Consider the following 17,178-nt stretch of genomic DNA (forward strand, 5'->3'; position numbering starts at 1 on the left):
CCATGCTCTGGGCTTGTGTCCTCCTGCCGCAGCTGGCGCTGGACGGCGTCATGCGTCGTCGCGAAAACCCTGAAGAACCGCTGGCACTGATCAGCGGCACGGCCCAGCGCCGGGTGCTGCAGACGGTCAACCCGGCGGCCCGGGCCATAGGCCTGCGTGCCGGCCAGTCGTTGACCGCAGCCCATGCCATGACCCGTGAATTCGCCACGGTCGAATATGACCCCGACGAAACCGAGCGCTGGCATCGTTTGCTGGCGGCCTGGGCCTACCGTTTCAGTTCCCACGTCAGCCTCAAGTACCCGCGCGTGCTGTTGATGGAGGTCGAATCCAGCTTCGGCCTGTTCGGGCCATGGCCAGTGTTCGAAGCGCGTCTGCGTCAGGAACTGACCGAGCTGGGCTTCACCCACCGCATCGTTGCGGCGCCCAACCCGCTGGCGGCCCGCATGCTCGCCAACGCCCATGACGGGCTTGCCGTGACCGATGGCGACACGCTGCACGAGGTGCTGGCACAGATGCCGGTCAACCGTATCGGCCTGCCAACCGAAGTCGCCACTGCACTGGCGCGCATGGGGCTGCACCGCGTGCGACAGGTTGAGGCGTTGCCCCGCGACACCCTGGCCCGGCGTTTCCCGGCGGCCGTGCTGCAACACCTCGACACGCTGTTTGGGCGCAGGCCCATGGGGCTGGAGTGCTATGTGCCGCCGGACCGTTTTGATACCCGCATCGAGCTGAATTTCGACGTCGAATCCCATCAGGCGCTGCTGTTTCCGCTCAAGCGCATGATTGCCGATCTGGCGGTGTTTCTGGCCGGGCGCGACAGCGGTGTTCAGCGTTTCGTGATTCATCTGGAGCACGTGCCGAGCGTCGGCAGCGTTGCGCCGGACACGCAGATTCCCGTCGGCCTGCTCAGCGCCGAGCGCGAAGCCAACATGCTGTTCGAGCTGGCGCGTGGCCGTCTGGAACAAGTCGAAGTGCCTTCGCCAGTACGCGCCTTGAGATTGCAGGCCAAGGACCTGCCGGCGTTTGTGCCCACCCACCGCGAGCTGTTCGACGACCGCCCACAGCAGACCATGCCCTGGGAGCAGTTGCGCGAACGCCTGCGTGCCCGGCTTGGAGATGAAGCGGTCGCAGGGCTGGGTTTCAAAGCCGACCATCGCCCTGAACACGCCTCGCTGTCAGCATCCCCCAGCAAACCGCTGGCGCTGACCCATAAAGTGCCACGCCCCGGCTGGCTGTTGCCTGAGCCCGAGTTACTGACCGAGCCCGGCCTGCGCGTGTTGGCCGGGCCGGAGCGCATCGAGTCGGGCTGGTGGGACGGCGGCGACGTGCGCCGCGACTATTACCTCGTCGAAACCCGCAACGGCCAGCGCGGCTGGGCGTACCGCAGCGTCGGCGACAGCAACCTGTTGCTCCACGGCTGGTTCGCATGAGCGGGGGATACGCCGAGCTGCATTGCCTGTCGAACTTCAGCTTTCAGCGCGGAGCGTCGAGTGCGAAGGAGCTGTTCGAGCGGGCCAAACTTCATGGGTATCAAGCGCTGGCGATCACCGATGAATGCACCCTGGCGGGCATTGTGCGGGCGTGGCAGGCGGCGAAGGAATGTGAACTGCCGCTGATCATCGGCAGCGAAATCACTGTCGAGAACGGGCCGAAAATCGTGTTGCTGGTGGAGAATCTTGCCGGTTACCAAGCCTTGTGTCGCTTGATCACTCAGGGTCGGCGTCGAAGCAAGAAAGGCGAGTACCGCTTACTGCACGAGGACTTCCAGCCGCCGCTCTCGGGGCTTTTGGCGCTGTGGCTGCCGGATCTTGATCAGGACGTTCCGACGCGGCGGGAACAAGGCGAATGGTTGCGTGGGATTTTTCAGCAGAATCTGTGGCTGAGCGTCGAGTTGCATTGCGGCCCGGATGACCGAAAGCGTCTTAACACTCTGCTCGGTATGGCACGGGCCATGACGATTCCAGCCGTCGCAAGCGGCGACGTGCACATGCACGCTCGCGGTCGCCGGGCCTTGCAGGACACCATGAGCGCCGTTCGCCACCACACCACCGTGGCCGAGGCAGGGCATCGGCTGTTTGCCAACGGTGAGCGGCATCTGCGGCCGCTGTCGGTGCTCGGCGAGGTGTATCCGGCAAGCCTGCTGATTGAAACCGTGAACATCGCCCGGCGCTGCACCTTCGACCTCAGTGAATTGCGCTACGAATACCCCCATGAACTGGTACCACCTGACCAGTCCCCCAGCAGTTGGCTGCGGCATCTGACCGAGCAGGGCGCAAGCCGTCGCTGGCCTCAAGGCGTGCCGGAGGTCGCCCGCAGCAACATCGAAAAAGAGCTGAAGGTGATCGCGGCCAAGCGGTACGAGAGTTACTTCCTTACGGTGCATGACATCGTCAGCTTCGCCCGCGACCAGCACATTCTTTGCCAGGGCCGAGGCTCGGCGGCCAACTCCACAGTGTGTTTCGCCCTGGGCATCACCGAGCTGGACCCGTCAAAAAGCAATCTGCTGTTCGAGCGTTTCATCTCCGAAGAGCGCGACGAGCCCCCGGACATCGACGTCGATTTCGAGCACGAACGGCGCGAGGAAGTGCTGCAATACGTGTTCCGTCGATACGGACGGGGCAGGGCGGCGCTCACTGCCGTTGCCAGTACCTACCACGGTGCGGGAGCGGTTCGCGATGTGGCGCGCGTCCTCGGTTTGCCCCCCGATCAGATCAACGCTTTGGCCGACTGTTTCAGCCGCTGGAGCGACAGCATGCCGCCCGCCGAACGCCTGCGCGAATGCGGTTTCGAACCCGACAGTCCGATCCTGCGGCGGGTGCTGACGTTGACCGGCGAACTCATCGGCTTCCCGCGGCATTTGTCCCAGCACCCCGGCGGTTTCGTGATTTCCGAGCACCCGCTGGAAACCCTGGTGCCGGTGGAGAACGCCGCCATGGCGGACCGCACCATTATTCAATGGGACAAGGACGACCTCGATCTGGTGGGCCTGCTCAAGGTCGATATCCTGGCCTTGGGCATGCTCAGCGCGCTGCGCCGGACCTTCGATCTGGTCAGGGGCTATCGTGGTTACGACCTGACCATTGCGACCATTCCTTCCGAGGACAAACCGACCTACGACATGATCACCCGCGCCGACACCATCGGCGTCTTCCAGATCGAGTCGCGGGCGCAGATGTCCATGCTGCCACGCTTGAAGCCCAATACCTTCTATGACCTGGTGATCGAAGTCGCCATCGTCCGCCCAGGGCCCATTCAGGGCGGCATGGTGCATCCGTACCTGCGCCGCAAGAACGGCGAAGAGGCAGTGACGTATCCGTCCGAGGAACTGAAAGTGGTGTTCGAGCGCACGTTGGGCGTTCCGCTGTTTCAGGAGCAGGTCATGCAGCTGGCGATTGTGGCTGCCGATTACTCCCCCGGGGAGGCGGATCAACTGCGCCGTTCCATGGCGGCCTGGAAGCGCCATGGCGGTCTCGAGCCCCATCGCATTCGTCTCAGCGAGCGCATGAAGGAAAAGGGCTACCCCGACGAGTTCATCCAGCGGATTTTCGAACAGATCAAGGGCTTCGGCAGTTATGGCTTCCCGGAATCCCACGCCGCGAGTTTCGCCCTGTTGACCTACGCCAGTTGCTGGCTCAAGTGCCACGAGCCGGCGGCGTTTACCTGTGCGCTGATCAACAGCTGGCCGATGGGCTTTTACAGCCCTGATCAATTGCTGCAAGACGCCCGGCGCCACCACATCGACGTGCATCCGGTGGACGTGCGTTACAGCGACTGGGACTGTTCCCTCGAGCCGGTGGTCGGCCGGGAATACAACCAGAACCTGGCGATCCGCATGGGCCTGCGCATGATTCGCGGCTTCCGCGAGGAAGACGCCAGACGCATCGAGCAGGCGCGGGGCGTACGGGATTTCAAAGACGTAACCGACCTGTGTATTCGCGCCGAACTGGACAATCGGGCCCGTGCTGCGCTGGCGGATTCCGGTGCATTGCGAGGCCTGGTGGGGCATCGGCATCGGGCGCGCTGGGAAATCGCCGGCGTCGAGATGCAACGGCCGTTGTTCGGCGATGACTGTTTTGGCGAAGAGGCCCAGGTCGCGCTGCCGCTGCCCAGTGTCGCCCAGGACCTTGCTGCCGATTACGACACCCTCGGCACCACCCTCGGCCCACACCCGTTGGCCCTGCTGCGCCATAAACTCGCCGCGAAGCGTTTTCGCAGTTCTAAGGATTTGCTGGATGAAGAACACGGCCGAAGTTTCAGCGTCGCCGGTCTTGTCGTCGGTCGACAACGGCCCGGCACCGCCAGCGGCGTGACCTTTGTCACCCTGGAAGACGAACACGGAATGATCAACGTCGTGGTCTGGCGTGATCTGGCCGAGCGCCAACGCAAGGTGTTGGTCGGGTCGCAGTTGATGCAGGTGTTCGGCAAGTTCGAATTCCAGAAGGGCGTACGCCACGTCATCGCCCAGCGATTGTTCGACCTCACGCCGATGCTCACCGGGCTCGACGTGCGCAGTCGGGATTTCAAGTGATGGGCAGGGACACATCGAACATGACGTTATCGCCGAGCTACCGGGGATAAACACTGTGGGAGCGAGGTTGCTCGCGAAAAGGACAGTCCATCCGCAGAATCTTTAGCGACTGGAATGCTGTCTTCGTGAGCAAGCTCACGCCACATGGACCGCATCTGCTCCGCGATACCGTGGCGTCTTGACGACGGGCAATCCCCTACAGAATGTTCACCTGCCCGATCCTGAGTTCGGGCGACAAGTGCCTCCGCGACTCAGATTTCCACCTTCACCGCCCGCCCGGTCTTGATCGACTCAATGGCGCAATTCGCCAGATGCAAAGCTTTCAAGCCGTCGCGGGCGTTGGTCGGCAGGGGCTGGTTGCCGCGCACCGCGTCAATGAACTGGTTCAGTTCTATGCGGTAGGAAGCGGCATAACGCTCGAGGAAGAAGTTCTCCAGCGGCTCGCGCACTTCGGTTTGCGTGGCGCTGTAGCTGCGCACGGTGCTCGGGCGATGGTTTTCGTTGAGGATCATCCCCTTGGAGCCGAACACTTCCAGGCGCTGATCGTAGCCGTACACGGCCTCGCGGCAGCAATTGATGTGGCACTGTTTGCCGGAGGCGGTGCGCAGCAGGACCATCACGCTGTCGTAGTCGTCGATCTGGGCGAGGGCGGGCTCCACCAGTCGGCTGGCGATGGCGATCACTTCGATGGGTTCTTCGCCGAGGAGTGTGCGTGCGGTGTCGAAATCATGGATAGTCATGTCGCGGAAGATGCCGCCGGAGTGGGTCAGGTACTCCACCGGTGCCAGCCCCGGATCACGGCTGGTGATCACCACTTGGCGCACCTCGCCGATGTCCCCCCGTGTAATGGCTTTGCGCATCTGCAAGGTGTCCGGGTCGAAACGGCGGTTGAAACCCAGCATCACTTTGCCGTTCAGGCGCTCGATCTCTTCCACTGCGCGGGCGGCTTTGGCGAAATCCAGGTCAATGGGTTTCTCGCACAGCACCGGTTTGCCCAGCTTAACCGCCCGCAGCATCAGGTCGATGTGGGTGTCGGTCGGCGTGCCGATGACAATCGCGTCCACATCGTCCCGGGCGATGGCCTCGGCGCAATCGTAGGCTGCCGCGCAACCCAACCTCTTAGCCAGGGTGTCGACGCCTTCGCGCCATGGATCAGCGATCAGCACGAGTTGCACGTCGGGGTTGGCAGCCACGTTGGCCGCGTGAATGTTGGCGATACGGCCTGCGCCGAGGACAGCAATGCGTAGCATGGGTGGATCTCCGGGATTGTTGTTATGGGGTGATCGGCGTAAAGGCGCGACTGCGCGTCAGTGGGTCAAGTTGAACGGTGTCACCACCTGCACGTGGGACACGGGAATCGGCATCGCCTTCCACAGGCGATGAAACTGCAGGATGTGCAGAAACGCGTTGCGGGCGTCCACGTGCAGGTTGTGATCGATGATCGCGGCCATCTTTTCCTCCGCCAGCAGTTGCCGGTTTTCCTGATCGAGGTCGTGGCCGATGAACACATCCAGGGGCCGATCGAGTGCGGCAAAGGCTTCGACGATGGCGCGGTTGCCGCCGCCGACGCTGTAAATGGCCTTGATCGACGGATTGTCCTGGAGCGCGCGCGTCACTTTTTCAAAGGTCGGCTCATGCACCCCAAACCCACCGGTGACGTCGACCACGCGCAGATGGGCCGCACGGCTGCGCAGCCAGGTGCGAAAACCCATTTCCCGTTCTTCCTCGCCCCGAAACAGCTCACTGCTGATCACCACGGCCACGTCTTGCGCTTCCTCGGCCAGCCAGCGGGACATCAAGTACGCCGCCGTTTGCCCGGCGGTGCGATTGTCCATACCGATGTAACCGATGCGCTCACTCTGGGGCAGGTCGGAAACAAATGTCACCACCGGCACACCCGCCGCCGTGGCCTGATTCACTGCCTCGTTGATCGGTAACTCATCTGCGGCCTTGATGATCAGGCCCTGACTGCCTTTGCCGACGCAACGCAGGATCAGGTCGTGCATCTGCTGCGTGCCGATGGCCTGATACAGGTGAAAACGCGGAAAGACACGAAACGGCGCCAGACTGCCGAGCTGCGCCAGAATCGCCTCCTGCACCGCGTCGCTGAAGCGCTTGGGCGTGTGCAGGATGACGTCGATATGAAAGGTGCGGCCCACCGCAGGCCCGGATTTTTCCTGGGCTTCGAGTTCTTCGAGGGCTTGATGAATGCGGCGGTGGGTCTGGTAATGCACGCTGCCGCGCTGGTGCAGGACGCGATCGACCGTCGCTTTGCTCACGCCGGCCTGAGTCGCGATCTGCTTGATGGAAAAACGTCTGGCGCGGTCGAGCATGTGAATCCCCTGGCGCCTCTCGGTGAGGTCTTGTTGAGGTCGATTCGGGGCCTCGATGAGGCTGTCGCAATGCTAATCGCTGTTCTATTGCTTGTACAGATGGAAATTAAATTCCAAATAACAGGTTCTGGCTATGATTGTTGAATGCCACACATCCCTTGGCACGGGCTGTGCTCTGCTCAATGCATCAGACGAAACCCACCCGCCCGGAGCCCCCATGTACAAAGACTATCCCGCTGCTTATCAGGTCAGCAAAGGCTCGACCCTGCAGGTCGACACCGCCTTTTATCAACGCATTCGCGAGGCGCAGGACAGCCGCACCCTGGTCGAGCAATTCGAAGTGCCCATTCGCACCGGGCGGGCGTGGAAGGTCAAGGCCGGGCAGGTGTTCCGTGTGACCACCCCGGTGGGCCCGCAAGTGGGCGACTTCAATGTCTGGAGTGCCGACGACCCCCGCGAGCGCATGTGGGCGGCACGCACCCGGCAACTGCAGGGCGCCCATGTCACGACCCACGACCGTCTGTGGTCGAACCTGCCGTTCCTGCGGCCGATGGTCACCATCACCGACGACAGCCTCGCCAGCTATGGCATCGACGAGCACGGCGGGCGGCTGCATGACTTGCTCGGCACCCGCTGCGATCCCTATGTGAACAAAATGCTCACCGGCGAAGACTTTCACCATCACTGCCATTCGAACCTGACCCGGGCCGTGTTGCCCCACGGCCTGACCGAGTTTGACGTCCACGACGTGCTGAACATCTTCCAGTGCACCGGCTTGAATCACGACGACCTGTATTTTATGAAAGCCTGCCCGGCCAAACAGGGGGATTACCTGGAATTTTTCGCCGAGATCGACCTGCTGTGCGCGTTGTCAACGTGCCCCGGCGGTGATCTTTCACTGCCAATGTGGGGCCCGGATGCCCAGGACCCGCTGACCGTTTGCCGGCCGCTGGGTGTCGAGGTTTACGACCTTGATGCGGCGTTGCTGCAAGGCTGGGAGCAGCCCAAACGCGCGGCCTACAACGGTCTGCACGGGTTGAAGATCGCCAAGGCGGACTGGGAGAAGTAAGGCCGTAGATGCAGGTTCTGCAGTGAGAGAGCCTGCGGGCAGCTCACCGCGATCAGGCATCCCGCAACAAGTCGTGGGCGTTGAGCAGGCGCCAGGCGATTTCAGGGTTTCTTTCCAGGCCGCGGCGGATGGCGGCGGGGATGGCGGCGCGGGTCTTGCGGCACATGCCGGGCAGTGCGGCGATGTCGATGACCATGCCGCGCATGCTGCGCACCTCATTGAAGCCGGGAGCGATGTCCAGGCGGATGCCGAGTTGGTCGAACATTCGCGTTTGCAAGCGCTGCAGATCTTCCAGGCTGGCGATATTTTCCAGGCGATCGAGCAGGCGTTTCTCTTCCTGGCGGGTCAGGCGAAGGATGCGCACATCTGCTCCGTCCAGCGCCAACAGTTGGTCGCGGTCGCATTGACAGGCGCCGGGCGGGCAGGGCGAGCGGATCGGCAATGAGGAGGTCATGGGCTCCGATCATAACCATCGGCTGTAGGGATTTACAGCGGTAGCACGGGCGTTCGCGCCGGAACATCGAATCATGAATCTGGTAAGGCCAATAGCTTGATTCATTAATTGGTCTTGCCAATGGTCAGGCGGCTGTGTAGTTTTTTCCTGAGCTGCGGGGCGAGCCATTCAGCTGCGGCCCGCGCTTTCAGCATTCATCAGCCACCTCACAACAACAAGATCATTGCCCGGCAACAATCGGCTTCGGCCCTCCCAGTTGCGCCGGCGTGCCTGGTCTGGAGAAAGAAGATGCTCACCGTCGTCTGCGAAAAACCCGGATCCCTCCTGGCCCTTGACCGTCCGAAACCCGAACGCGCCCCTGGCGAAACCCTGGTCCGCATCAAGCGGGTTGGCGTCTGCGGCACCGACCTGCATATCTTCAACGGCAACCAGCCGTTCCTCGAATACCCCCGGGTCATGGGCCACGAGTTTTCCGGCATCGTCGAGCAAAGCGAGGCGGGCAGCGGGCTTGAGCCTGGCGACGTGGTGTATGTGATGCCGTATCTGTCCTGTGGCGACTGCATCGCCTGTCGCCAGGGCAAGACCAATTGCTGCGTGCGCATTCAAGTGCTCGGCGTCCACCGCGACGGCGCGTTCACTGAATACCTGAGCTTGCCCCACGGCTTCGTGCTCAAGGCCGACGGGGTCACGCTGGATCAGGCGGCCATGATCGAATTTCTGTCCATCGGCGCCCATGCGGTGCGTCGCTCGGACGTGCAATCCGGCCAGCGCGCGCTGGTGGTCGGCACCGGACCGATCGGCATGGCAGTGGCGATTTTCTCCCGCCTGCGCGGGGCAAAGGTCACCGTGCTCGACACCCGGGAGGACCGTCTGACCTTCTGCAAGCAGCACCTGCAGATCGACTCGGCCGTGCTGATCGGCGCGGACGACAAGCAGCAACTGGAGCAACTGACCCAGGGCGAATTCTTCGATGTGGTGTACGACGCCACCGGCAACGCCAAGGCCATGGAGCGCGGTTTCGAGTTCATCGCCCACGGCGGTAAATACGTGCTGGTATCCATCGTTCGCGACACCATCAGCTTCTCCGACCCTGAATTCCACAAGCGCGAAGCGACATTGATGGGCAGCCGCAACGCCACGGTCGAGGACTTCCGCTACGTCGAGCAATGCCTGCGCGACGGCCTGATCCCCGACGCTGCGCTCAACACTCATCGCATGGCCCTGAGCGAAGTGACCGAACGCTTCACCACGCTGCTCGACCCTGCGCAGCGGGTCGTCAAAGCCATCGTCGAATGCTAGGAGGCGCGGGCATGCGTGCAACCCCGTTTACCCCCATCCTGCAGTTTGGCACCAGCCGTTTTCTTCAGGCCCACGCCGATCTGTTTATTTCCGAGGCGCTTGAAAAGGGCGAAGCGCTGGGCAGAATCACCGTCGTGCAAACCACATCCAGCGCCGACAGTGCCCAGCGGGTGCAGGCGCTGGCCAGCGGCTTGGGGTATCCGGTGCGCATCCAGGGCACAGAAGACGGTCGCACCGTAGATGAAGAGTATTGGTCGACCTCGATTGCCGGGGCGCTGCACGCCGACCCCGATTGGTCGGTGATTCGTCAGGCGATGCGGCACGACGTGCAGGTGGTGATTTCCAACACCGGCGACAACGGTTTCGTGCTGGACGCGGCGGACACGGCGTCTTGCCTGGCCGCTGATGCCCCGACGCCCAGAAGTTTTCCGGCGAAACTGCTGGTGTTGCTCCATGACCGCTGGCAGGCGAACCCTGATGCGCCGTTGTCGCTGTTCCCCTGTGAGCTCGTGTCGCGCAATGGCGACGTGCTGCGCGACCTGATCAGTCAACTGGCGGCGCAGTGGGGCATCGACGCCGGCTTTGCCCACTATCTGCGAGGCACCTGCCGCTGGGCGAATTCCCTGGTTGATCGCATCGTCTCGCAGCCCATTCAACCGGTTGGCGCCATTGCCGAGCCGTACGCGATCTGGGCGATTGAGCGGCAGCCGGGGTTGGTGCTGCCGTGTACGCACTCCTGTGTGGTGGTGACGAATGAGCTGGAGCAGTACGAACAGTTCAAGTTGTTCATGCTCAATCTCGGGCACACTTGGCTGGCCGAGCGCTGGTTGAAAGATGGCCGGCCGGCGGACGAAACGGTGTTTCAGGCGATGAACGACCCGCTGCTGCGCGGGAGCCTGGAGGATCTGTGGGAGCGGGAGGTGCTGCCGGTGTTTGCGGCGAAGGGCCAAGGGGATCAGGCGCGGGACTATCTGGCCATCGTTCGCGATCGGTTTCTCAACCCGTTTCTGCAGCACCGGATTGCCGACATTGCGCAGAACCACGACGAAAAGAAACAGCGCAGGTTTTTGCCGGTGGTGGAGATGGGGCGGGGGATTGCGGGGTTTGAGCAGCCGCAGCTGGGCGGAGCGTTAGCCGATTGATCCCCAGCTGACACACCGAGAATCCATAGTGGGACCGGCTTTAGCCGGGAAGGCGTCAATTGGCACACCGCTAAATTGAGGGTGGACGCACTGGCCTCTTCCCGGCTGAAGCCGGTCCTACTGAAGATCGCATTCAGTCATGACCGCATCTCTGGCCACGGCACAAGGCGCCCCAACGCCTGTGATATCCTCCGGCGCATCTTGATGGAACGTGATTGATGACCGCGCCAAACCCAGCACCCGAACGCCGCCTGTACCAGATCACTGCCGACCGATTGCGCGAGCACATTCGCAAGCACGGCATCGCCCCCGGCGCGCGGTTGCCCCCCGAGCGTGATCTGGCCCAGTTGCTCGGCGTCTCTCGTCCGTCTCTGCGCGAAGCCCTCATCGCTCTCGAAATCGAAGGCAGCGTCGAAATCCGCATGGGCTCCGGGATCTACGTCTGTGAGCACCTGCTCGGCGTCAAAGGCAAAACCCGCACGTTGGGAGAAAGCCCGTCAGAGTTGATGCAGGCCCGGGCGTTGATCGAAGGTGAGAGCGTGATGCTGGCTTGCCTGCACGGCAGCAAGGCTGATTTTCGCTACCTGCAGGGGTGTATCGACAAGATGCGCGAGGGTGCGCTCAAAGGCGTGCCGGCGCTGGACGACGATCGCAAATTCCACCAGCGGCTGGCAAAAATGAGCGGCAACTCGACTTTGGTGCGCATCATCACCTCCCTCTTCGAAGAGCGTTACAGCCCGCTCACCGCCCACGTCAGCGAACACTCCGAAACCCGCGAAACCTGGGCCATGGCGGTGGCCGAGCACGAAGCCATCCTGCACGCCGTCCAGACACGCGACCTGATCGGCGCCCAGACCGCCATGCGCGAACACCTGCGACGTTCAGAAGCGCGGTGGCTGGACGGAATGGAAGCCGAGTTGCGTTAACAGTCGGCCGCCGCAAGACGGTGCTGTTCAAAGGTCCTCAGCCTCACGCCATCGTCTTTCGAATCCCTTCCCACAACCCGTTCAAATACACCGCCCCCAGCGCGCGGTCGTACAGGCCGTAGCCCGGTTTGCCGGTTTCGCCCCAGATCATGCGTCCGTGGTCGGGACGGTAATAGCCCTCGAAGCCGGTTTCGACGTAGGCCTTGACGATCTCGGCCATGTCCAGCGAACCGTCTTCGGAGCGGTGGGCGGTTTCGTAGAAGTCACCGGCCTCGTTGACCTTCACATTGCGCAGATGGGCGAAGTGAATGCGTCCCTGACCGCCGAATTCCCGGACCAGCGAAGGGATGTCATTGCCCAGGTCGGCGCCGAGGGAGCCTGAACACAGCGTCAGGCCATTGGCCGGGTCATCGACCATCGCCAGAATGTGCGCCAGGTCCTCGCGGTTCTTCACCACCCGTGGCATGCCGAACATTGAGCGCGGCGGGTCATCCGGGTGCAGGGCCATCTTGATGCCCGCATCCTTGGCCACCGGAATGATGCGCTCAAGAAAGTACGCCAGCCGTTCTCGCAGGGTGGCTTCATCGACCTGCGCGTATTCGTTGATCAGCGCGCGCAGGACTTCCGGCTCATAGCTGACGTCCCAGCCGGGCAGGCTGATGCCCTTATCGAGATTGGCCTGCTCGATCACCGCCACGTCGAACGCCAGGGTGGTCGAACCGTCGGGCAGCTCCATGGCCAGGGTCGAGCGGGTCCAGTCGAACACCGGCATGAAGTTGTAGCAGACCACCTTGATCCCGCAGGCCGCCAGGTTGCGCAGGGTCTGGCCGTAGTTATCGATCAGTTGATCGCGGGTCGGCAAGCCACGCTTGATGTCTTCGTGGACCGGCACGCTCTCGATGACCTCCAGCTCAAGCCCGTGGGCATTCACCGTAGCCTTGAGGGCGGCGATCTTCTCCAGCGGCCAGACCTCGCCCACCGGGATGTCGTAGATGGCCGAGACCACGCCGGTCATGCCGGGGATCTGGCGGATGTAGGGCAGGGTGACGGGATCGCTGTCGCCGTACCAACGGAAGGTCATTTTCATTGCTCAGTCCTTGTTGTTATGGGGAGCGGGCCGCTCAAGACCGACAGTGCTTCGTTGAAGCCGGGCGGAGCGTGGCGTGCGCAGCAGCATAGATTGGTCAGGCCAAATTATGCAAATCCCGACCGTCGAGCCGTAATTCAGCAAATAAATCGCCTTTTCGATTTCCCTAACCCGATTTGCGGGTCTAGTATCCGCTGCATTCGGATATTTGGTCAGGCCAATTCTGCGGTTTTTGACGGATGCTCAATCCATCAGTGAACAGCGCGCAGATCAGGGACTGGGCGCTAGACGAAGCTCTAACGACGTCTTACTCATAAAAATAATTAGGAGGACTCGCCATGCAGAAAGGGCGCTGGTTGGTAATTTTTCTGTGCTTCCTCGCGGTGGCCATCAACTACATCGACAGGGCCAACCTCGCGGTTGCCGCCCCCTACATCCAGAAAGAACTCGGTCTTGGCTCAGGGCAAATGGGCCTGCTGCTCAGCGGTTTCTTCTGGACCTACGCACTTATGCAAATGCCCTTTGGCTGGTTCGTCGACAAGGTCGGTGCACGCATCGCGCTGCCCCTCGCGGTCGCCTGGTGGTCGCTGTTTACGGCGGCCACGGCGGCGGCCAGCAGCCTGGCGTCGATGTTCGGTTGCCGGCTGATGCTCGGTGTGGGAGAGGCGGGGGCGTATCCGTCCTGCGCGAAAATCGTCAGCCAGTGGTTCGACATCAAAGAGCGCGGCTTTGCCACCAGCATCTTCGACAGCGGCTCGCGGGTGGGCTCGGCGCTGTCCATTCCGCTGGTGGCGCTGATCATCGAATTCTGGGGCTGGCGCGCATCGTTCATCATCACCGGCGCGGTGGGCCTGATCTGGGTCGTGGGGTGGTTCCTGATTTACAAAGAGCCTCAGGCCGTGGCCGCCATCGAGCAGCATGAAGCGGGCAAGGCAGCGACCCTGGCTGCGCGGCCGAAGGTCAGATGGGCGTCGCTGTTTCGCCACCGCACCCTGTGGGGAATGATGCTGGGCTTCTTCTGCCTGAACTTTGTGATTTATTTCTTCATCACCTGGTTTCCGACTTACCTGGTCACCGAACGCGGATTCTCGCTGAAATCACTGGGCACGCTGGGCACTATTCCGGCGGTGGCGTCCATCGTCGGCGGCTGGATCGGCGGGCTGACTTCCGACGCGCTGTATCGCCGGGGATGGAGCCTGACCGCCGCGCGCAAGACCTGCATCGTCGGCGGCATGCTGATGTCGTCGAGCATTTCCCTGTCGGTGTTTGTCGACAGTACCTGGGCGATGCTCGGCTTTTTCAGCCTGGCCTATGCCAGCCTGGCGTTCGCTGGCGCGAGCATCTGGTGCCTGCCGGCTGATGTGGCGCCGTCTCCAGCCCACGTCGCGTCGATCGGCGGGATACAGAACTTCGCGTCGAACACCGCCGGCATTTTCATCACCACCTTTACCGGCTTCATGCTGGTGATCGGCAACGGTTCGTTCACTGCGCCGCTCATGACGGCCGGGGCGTTCGCGCTGTTAGGGGCGTTCAGTTACCTGTTCATCGTCGGCAAGATCGAGCCGTTTTCGACCACGCCGGAGGATGCATCGCCGCTGGATGTGTCGGCAGCCGCCCACCGCACCTGAGTGCTGAGCCGGATGCGGACGTCACTTTTGCGGTGTAACCACTGACGCCTTCCCGGCTAAAGCCGGTCCCACAAGTCGGCGTTCCGGCCAGTCCCATTGAAGGCACACGGATGCTTTAGTGGGACCGGCTTTAGCCGGGAAGAGGCCAGTGCAGGCACCGTTAATCTTGCGGTGTAACCACTGACGCCTTCCCGGCTAAAGCCGGTCCCACAAGTCGGCGTTCCAGCCAGTCCCATTGATTATGGGGTTCCGGCCGCATCCGCTTCACACCCCTTCGGCTTTCACCGCCGCGCGAATCGCCTCCAGCAGCATCTGACACGCCGGGTTGTCGTTGTCCGAACGCCAGACCAGATGCAGCTCACTCTGCACCCCTTCACCCAGATCGATATCGCGGAACGTCACGCCCTTGAACACCACATTGGCGGCGCAGCGCGGCACCAGCGCCAGGCCCATGCCGGCATTCACCAGCGCCAGAATGGTCAGCGACGACCCCAGCCACTGCACGTACTCGGGCGCCACTTGCGCCGAGCGAAACATGCCGGTGAGCAGTTCGTTGAACGGCGGGTACGCCGAGTGCGAGTACATCAGGAAGGGCTGGGCGTCGAGGTCTTGCACGCTGATGTTCTGTGCGCTGGCCAGCGGGTGACTGCTGGGCACCGCCAGCACGAACGGCTCGCGGACCAGGCATTCGGTCTCATAACCGGGCTGCAGCAGCGGCGCCCGCACGATGCCCAGATCGATGCGCCGGGCGCGCAAGGCTTCGTGTTGCTGGTAGGTGTTGAGTTCAGTCAGGGATATTTTCACGTGGGGCTGGTTCTGCCGGGCTTCGGCGATGACCCGCGGCAAAAACTCGTACACCGCGCTGCCGACGAAACTGATGGTCACCGAGCCGATGTCACCCTCGGCAAAGCGCCGCGCCGCGATGGCCGCCTGATGCGCGCGCTCGAGCAGCGTCTGCGCTTCGATGAAAAACGCCCGACCTGCAGCGGTCAACGCGACGCTGCGGGTGTTGCGGTTGAACAGCTGAACGCCCAGCGAATGCTCAAGCAACTGGATCTGCCGACTGAGCGGCGGCTGGGTCATGTTCAGGCGTTCGGCGGCGCGGCGAAAGTTAAGTTCGGTGGCGACGGTGGTGAAGCAGCGCAGCTGGGCAAGCTCGAACATTGATCTATTCCGGGTATCAATCAACAGTCAATCTAGATTAGACGGGAACAATGCGCCGGTCCATGATCGGTTCATCACCTGCATTTCCCATCCCAAAAAAAATCACAAAGACCGGGAGTCGCACCTTGAACCGCACAGTTCCCCAGAGTGAACCCATCGGCGGCGCCGATCCCACCGTACTGGCCCGCGCGGCCGCGAAGGTGAAGCGTCATGTGTTGCCGTTGTTCGTCATCATGTTCATCGTCAACTACATCGACCGGGTCAACATCGGCTTCGTCCGCAGCCACATGGAAACCGACCTGGGCATCGGCGCCGCTGCCTACGGGCTCGGCGCCGGGCTGTTTTTCGTCGGCTACGCGCTGTTCGAAGTCCCGTCGAACATGCTCCTGCAACGCTTCGGCGCCCGCGCCTGGCTGACGCGCATCATGTTCACCTGGGGCGCAGCGGCGATGGCCATGGCCTTCGTGCGCGGCGAAACCAGTTTCTATGTGCTGCGCTTCATCCTCGGCGCGGCCGAAGCGGGGTTCTTCCCGGGCATCATTTATTACTTCACCCAGTGGCTGCCTTCGAGCGAACGCGGCAAGGCCATGGCCATCTTCCTCAGCGGCTCGGCCATTGCCTCGGTGATTTCCGGGCCGGTGTCCGGCGCGCTGCTCGGCGTCAGCGGCCTGAACCTGCACGGCTGGCAGTGGATGTTCATCATCGAAGGCTTTGCTTCCATCGCCCTGTGCGGATTCGTCTGGTTCTGGCTGCAGTCCCATCCCCGCGAAGCCAAATGGCTGAGCGAAGAAGAGAAGGGCGCACTGATCAGCGCGATCGACGCGGAACAACGCGCCCGTGAAGCGGCTCAGGTGGTCAAACCGTCCATCTTCAAGCTGCTCGCCGACCGGCAAATCATGCTCTTTTGCTTCATCTACTTTTCCGTGGCCCTGACCATCTACGGCGCGACGTTCTGGCTGCCGAGCATGATCAAGAAGATGGGCAGCCTCACCGATTTCGAAGTCGGCCTGTTCAACTCCATCCCGTGGATCATCTCGATCATCGCCATGTACGGCTTCGCCGCGCTGGCCGCTCGCTTCAAGCATCAACAGGCGTGGGTTGCGGTCACCCTGGTGATTGCCGCGTGCGGGATGTTCATGTCCACCGTCGGCGGGCCGATCTTTGCCTTCGTCGCCATCTGTTTTGCCGCCATCGGTTTCAAGGCAGCTTCGGCGCTGTTCTGGCCGATTCCCCAAGGCTATCTGGACGCGCGCATCGCCGCGGCTGTCATCGCGCTGATCAATTCCATCGGCAACCTCGGCGGCTTCGTGGCGCCCACGGCGTTCGGTTTTCTGGAGCAGAAAACCGGCTCCATTCAAGGCGGCATGTACGGCCTGGCGCTGACCTCGCTGGTGGCGGCCGTGGTGATCTTCTTCGCCCGCACCACGCCCAAAGGCGACCCGCACCGCCCCAAGCCTGAAGACGCTGCAACCCTTCGTACAGCGACCTCGCTCAGCTCAAAACCAAGCCTGAAACCCTAAGCTCACACCCTGATTGACCGGGAGAAGT

At 62.4% G+C, this 17,178-nt stretch carries 13 protein-coding genes; 8 read left to right on the forward strand and 5 right to left on the reverse strand.

The genetic code is table 11. From position 1 onward, the window contains the following. Positions 1-2: 2 nt before the first annotated feature. Entirely contained in the window at positions 3-1,430 is a 1,428-nt protein-coding gene (locus AC0Z8Z_RS18905; protein ID WP_485620127.1) for a Y-family DNA polymerase, read from the forward strand. Then, complete coding sequence (locus AC0Z8Z_RS18910; protein WP_485620128.1) at positions 1,427-4,528, forward strand: error-prone DNA polymerase; 3,102 nt, start codon at positions 1,427-1,429, stop codon at positions 4,526-4,528. Before AC0Z8Z_RS18905 ends, AC0Z8Z_RS18910 begins: the two co-directional genes overlap by 4 nt. A gap of 251 nt (positions 4,529-4,779) precedes the next feature. Here the strand turns inward: AC0Z8Z_RS18910 and iolG are convergent, their stop codons facing one another. Continuing rightward, complete coding sequence (iolG, locus tag AC0Z8Z_RS18915) at positions 4,780-5,778, reverse strand: inositol 2-dehydrogenase (RefSeq protein WP_485620129.1); 999 nt, start codon at positions 5,776-5,778, stop codon at positions 4,780-4,782. A gap of 57 nt (positions 5,779-5,835) precedes the next feature. Further along, the gene (locus tag AC0Z8Z_RS18920) at positions 5,836-6,861 is read right to left on the reverse strand and encodes a LacI family DNA-binding transcriptional regulator (protein WP_485620130.1); all 1,026 of its coding nucleotides are present in this window, start codon (positions 6,859-6,861) and stop codon (positions 5,836-5,838) included. A 217-nt stretch (positions 6,862-7,078) separates the two neighbouring features. Here AC0Z8Z_RS18920 and AC0Z8Z_RS18925 point away from each other — a divergent pair, with 217 nt between their 5' ends. Then, positions 7,079-7,930 carry an urea carboxylase-associated family protein gene (locus tag AC0Z8Z_RS18925; RefSeq protein WP_485620131.1) on the forward strand — a complete coding sequence of 284 codons (852 nt, stop codon included), beginning with the start codon at positions 7,079-7,081 and terminating at the stop codon, positions 7,928-7,930. Between the two features lie 52 nt (positions 7,931-7,982). On the opposite strand, the gene AC0Z8Z_RS18930 is transcribed toward AC0Z8Z_RS18925, so the two are convergent. Next, positions 7,983-8,384, reverse strand: a complete 402-nt coding sequence (locus tag AC0Z8Z_RS18930) for a hypothetical protein (protein ID WP_485620132.1) — start codon at positions 8,382-8,384, stop codon at positions 7,983-7,985. 288 nt (positions 8,385-8,672) lie between these two features. On the opposite strand from AC0Z8Z_RS18930, the gene AC0Z8Z_RS18935 reads away from it, so the two are divergent. The 3 genes from AC0Z8Z_RS18935 (at position 8,673) to AC0Z8Z_RS18945 (ending at position 11,751) form a co-directional block, all read left to right on the forward strand. Further along, complete coding sequence (locus AC0Z8Z_RS18935) at positions 8,673-9,683, forward strand: zinc-binding alcohol dehydrogenase family protein (protein ID WP_172611963.1); 1,011 nt, start codon at positions 8,673-8,675, stop codon at positions 9,681-9,683. 11 nt (positions 9,684-9,694) lie between these two features. After that, positions 9,695-10,825: a mannitol dehydrogenase family protein gene (locus AC0Z8Z_RS18940; RefSeq protein ID WP_485620133.1), complete on the forward strand. Its 1,131-nt coding sequence runs from the start codon at positions 9,695-9,697 to the stop codon at positions 10,823-10,825. Between the two features lie 218 nt (positions 10,826-11,043). Continuing rightward, positions 11,044-11,751 carry a FadR/GntR family transcriptional regulator gene (locus tag AC0Z8Z_RS18945; protein WP_172611965.1) on the forward strand — a complete coding sequence of 236 codons (708 nt, stop codon included), beginning with the start codon at positions 11,044-11,046 and terminating at the stop codon, positions 11,749-11,751. A 43-nt stretch (positions 11,752-11,794) separates the two neighbouring features. Here the strand turns inward: AC0Z8Z_RS18945 and uxuA are convergent, their stop codons facing one another. Further along, entirely contained in the window at positions 11,795-12,838 is a 1,044-nt protein-coding gene (uxuA, locus tag AC0Z8Z_RS18950) for a mannonate dehydratase (RefSeq protein ID WP_485620134.1), read from the reverse strand. A gap of 338 nt (positions 12,839-13,176) precedes the next feature. Between uxuA and AC0Z8Z_RS18955 the strand changes: the two genes are divergently transcribed. After that, complete coding sequence (locus AC0Z8Z_RS18955) at positions 13,177-14,466, forward strand: MFS transporter (RefSeq protein ID WP_485620135.1); 1,290 nt, start codon at positions 13,177-13,179, stop codon at positions 14,464-14,466. A gap of 264 nt (positions 14,467-14,730) precedes the next feature. Here the strand turns inward: AC0Z8Z_RS18955 and AC0Z8Z_RS18960 are convergent, their stop codons facing one another. Continuing rightward, on the reverse strand, positions 14,731-15,630 hold the full coding sequence (locus AC0Z8Z_RS18960) for a LysR family transcriptional regulator (protein ID WP_272635313.1): 900 nt from the start codon (positions 15,628-15,630) through the stop codon (positions 14,731-14,733). A 233-nt stretch (positions 15,631-15,863) separates the two neighbouring features. Here AC0Z8Z_RS18960 and AC0Z8Z_RS18965 point away from each other — a divergent pair, with 233 nt between their 5' ends. Next, positions 15,864-17,150, forward strand: a complete 1,287-nt coding sequence (locus AC0Z8Z_RS18965; protein ID WP_485620190.1) for an MFS transporter — start codon at positions 15,864-15,866, stop codon at positions 17,148-17,150. Positions 17,151-17,178 lie beyond the last annotated feature (28 nt).

Source organism: Pseudomonas sp. 1L-C-7-B-C1 (assembly GCF_057291635.1).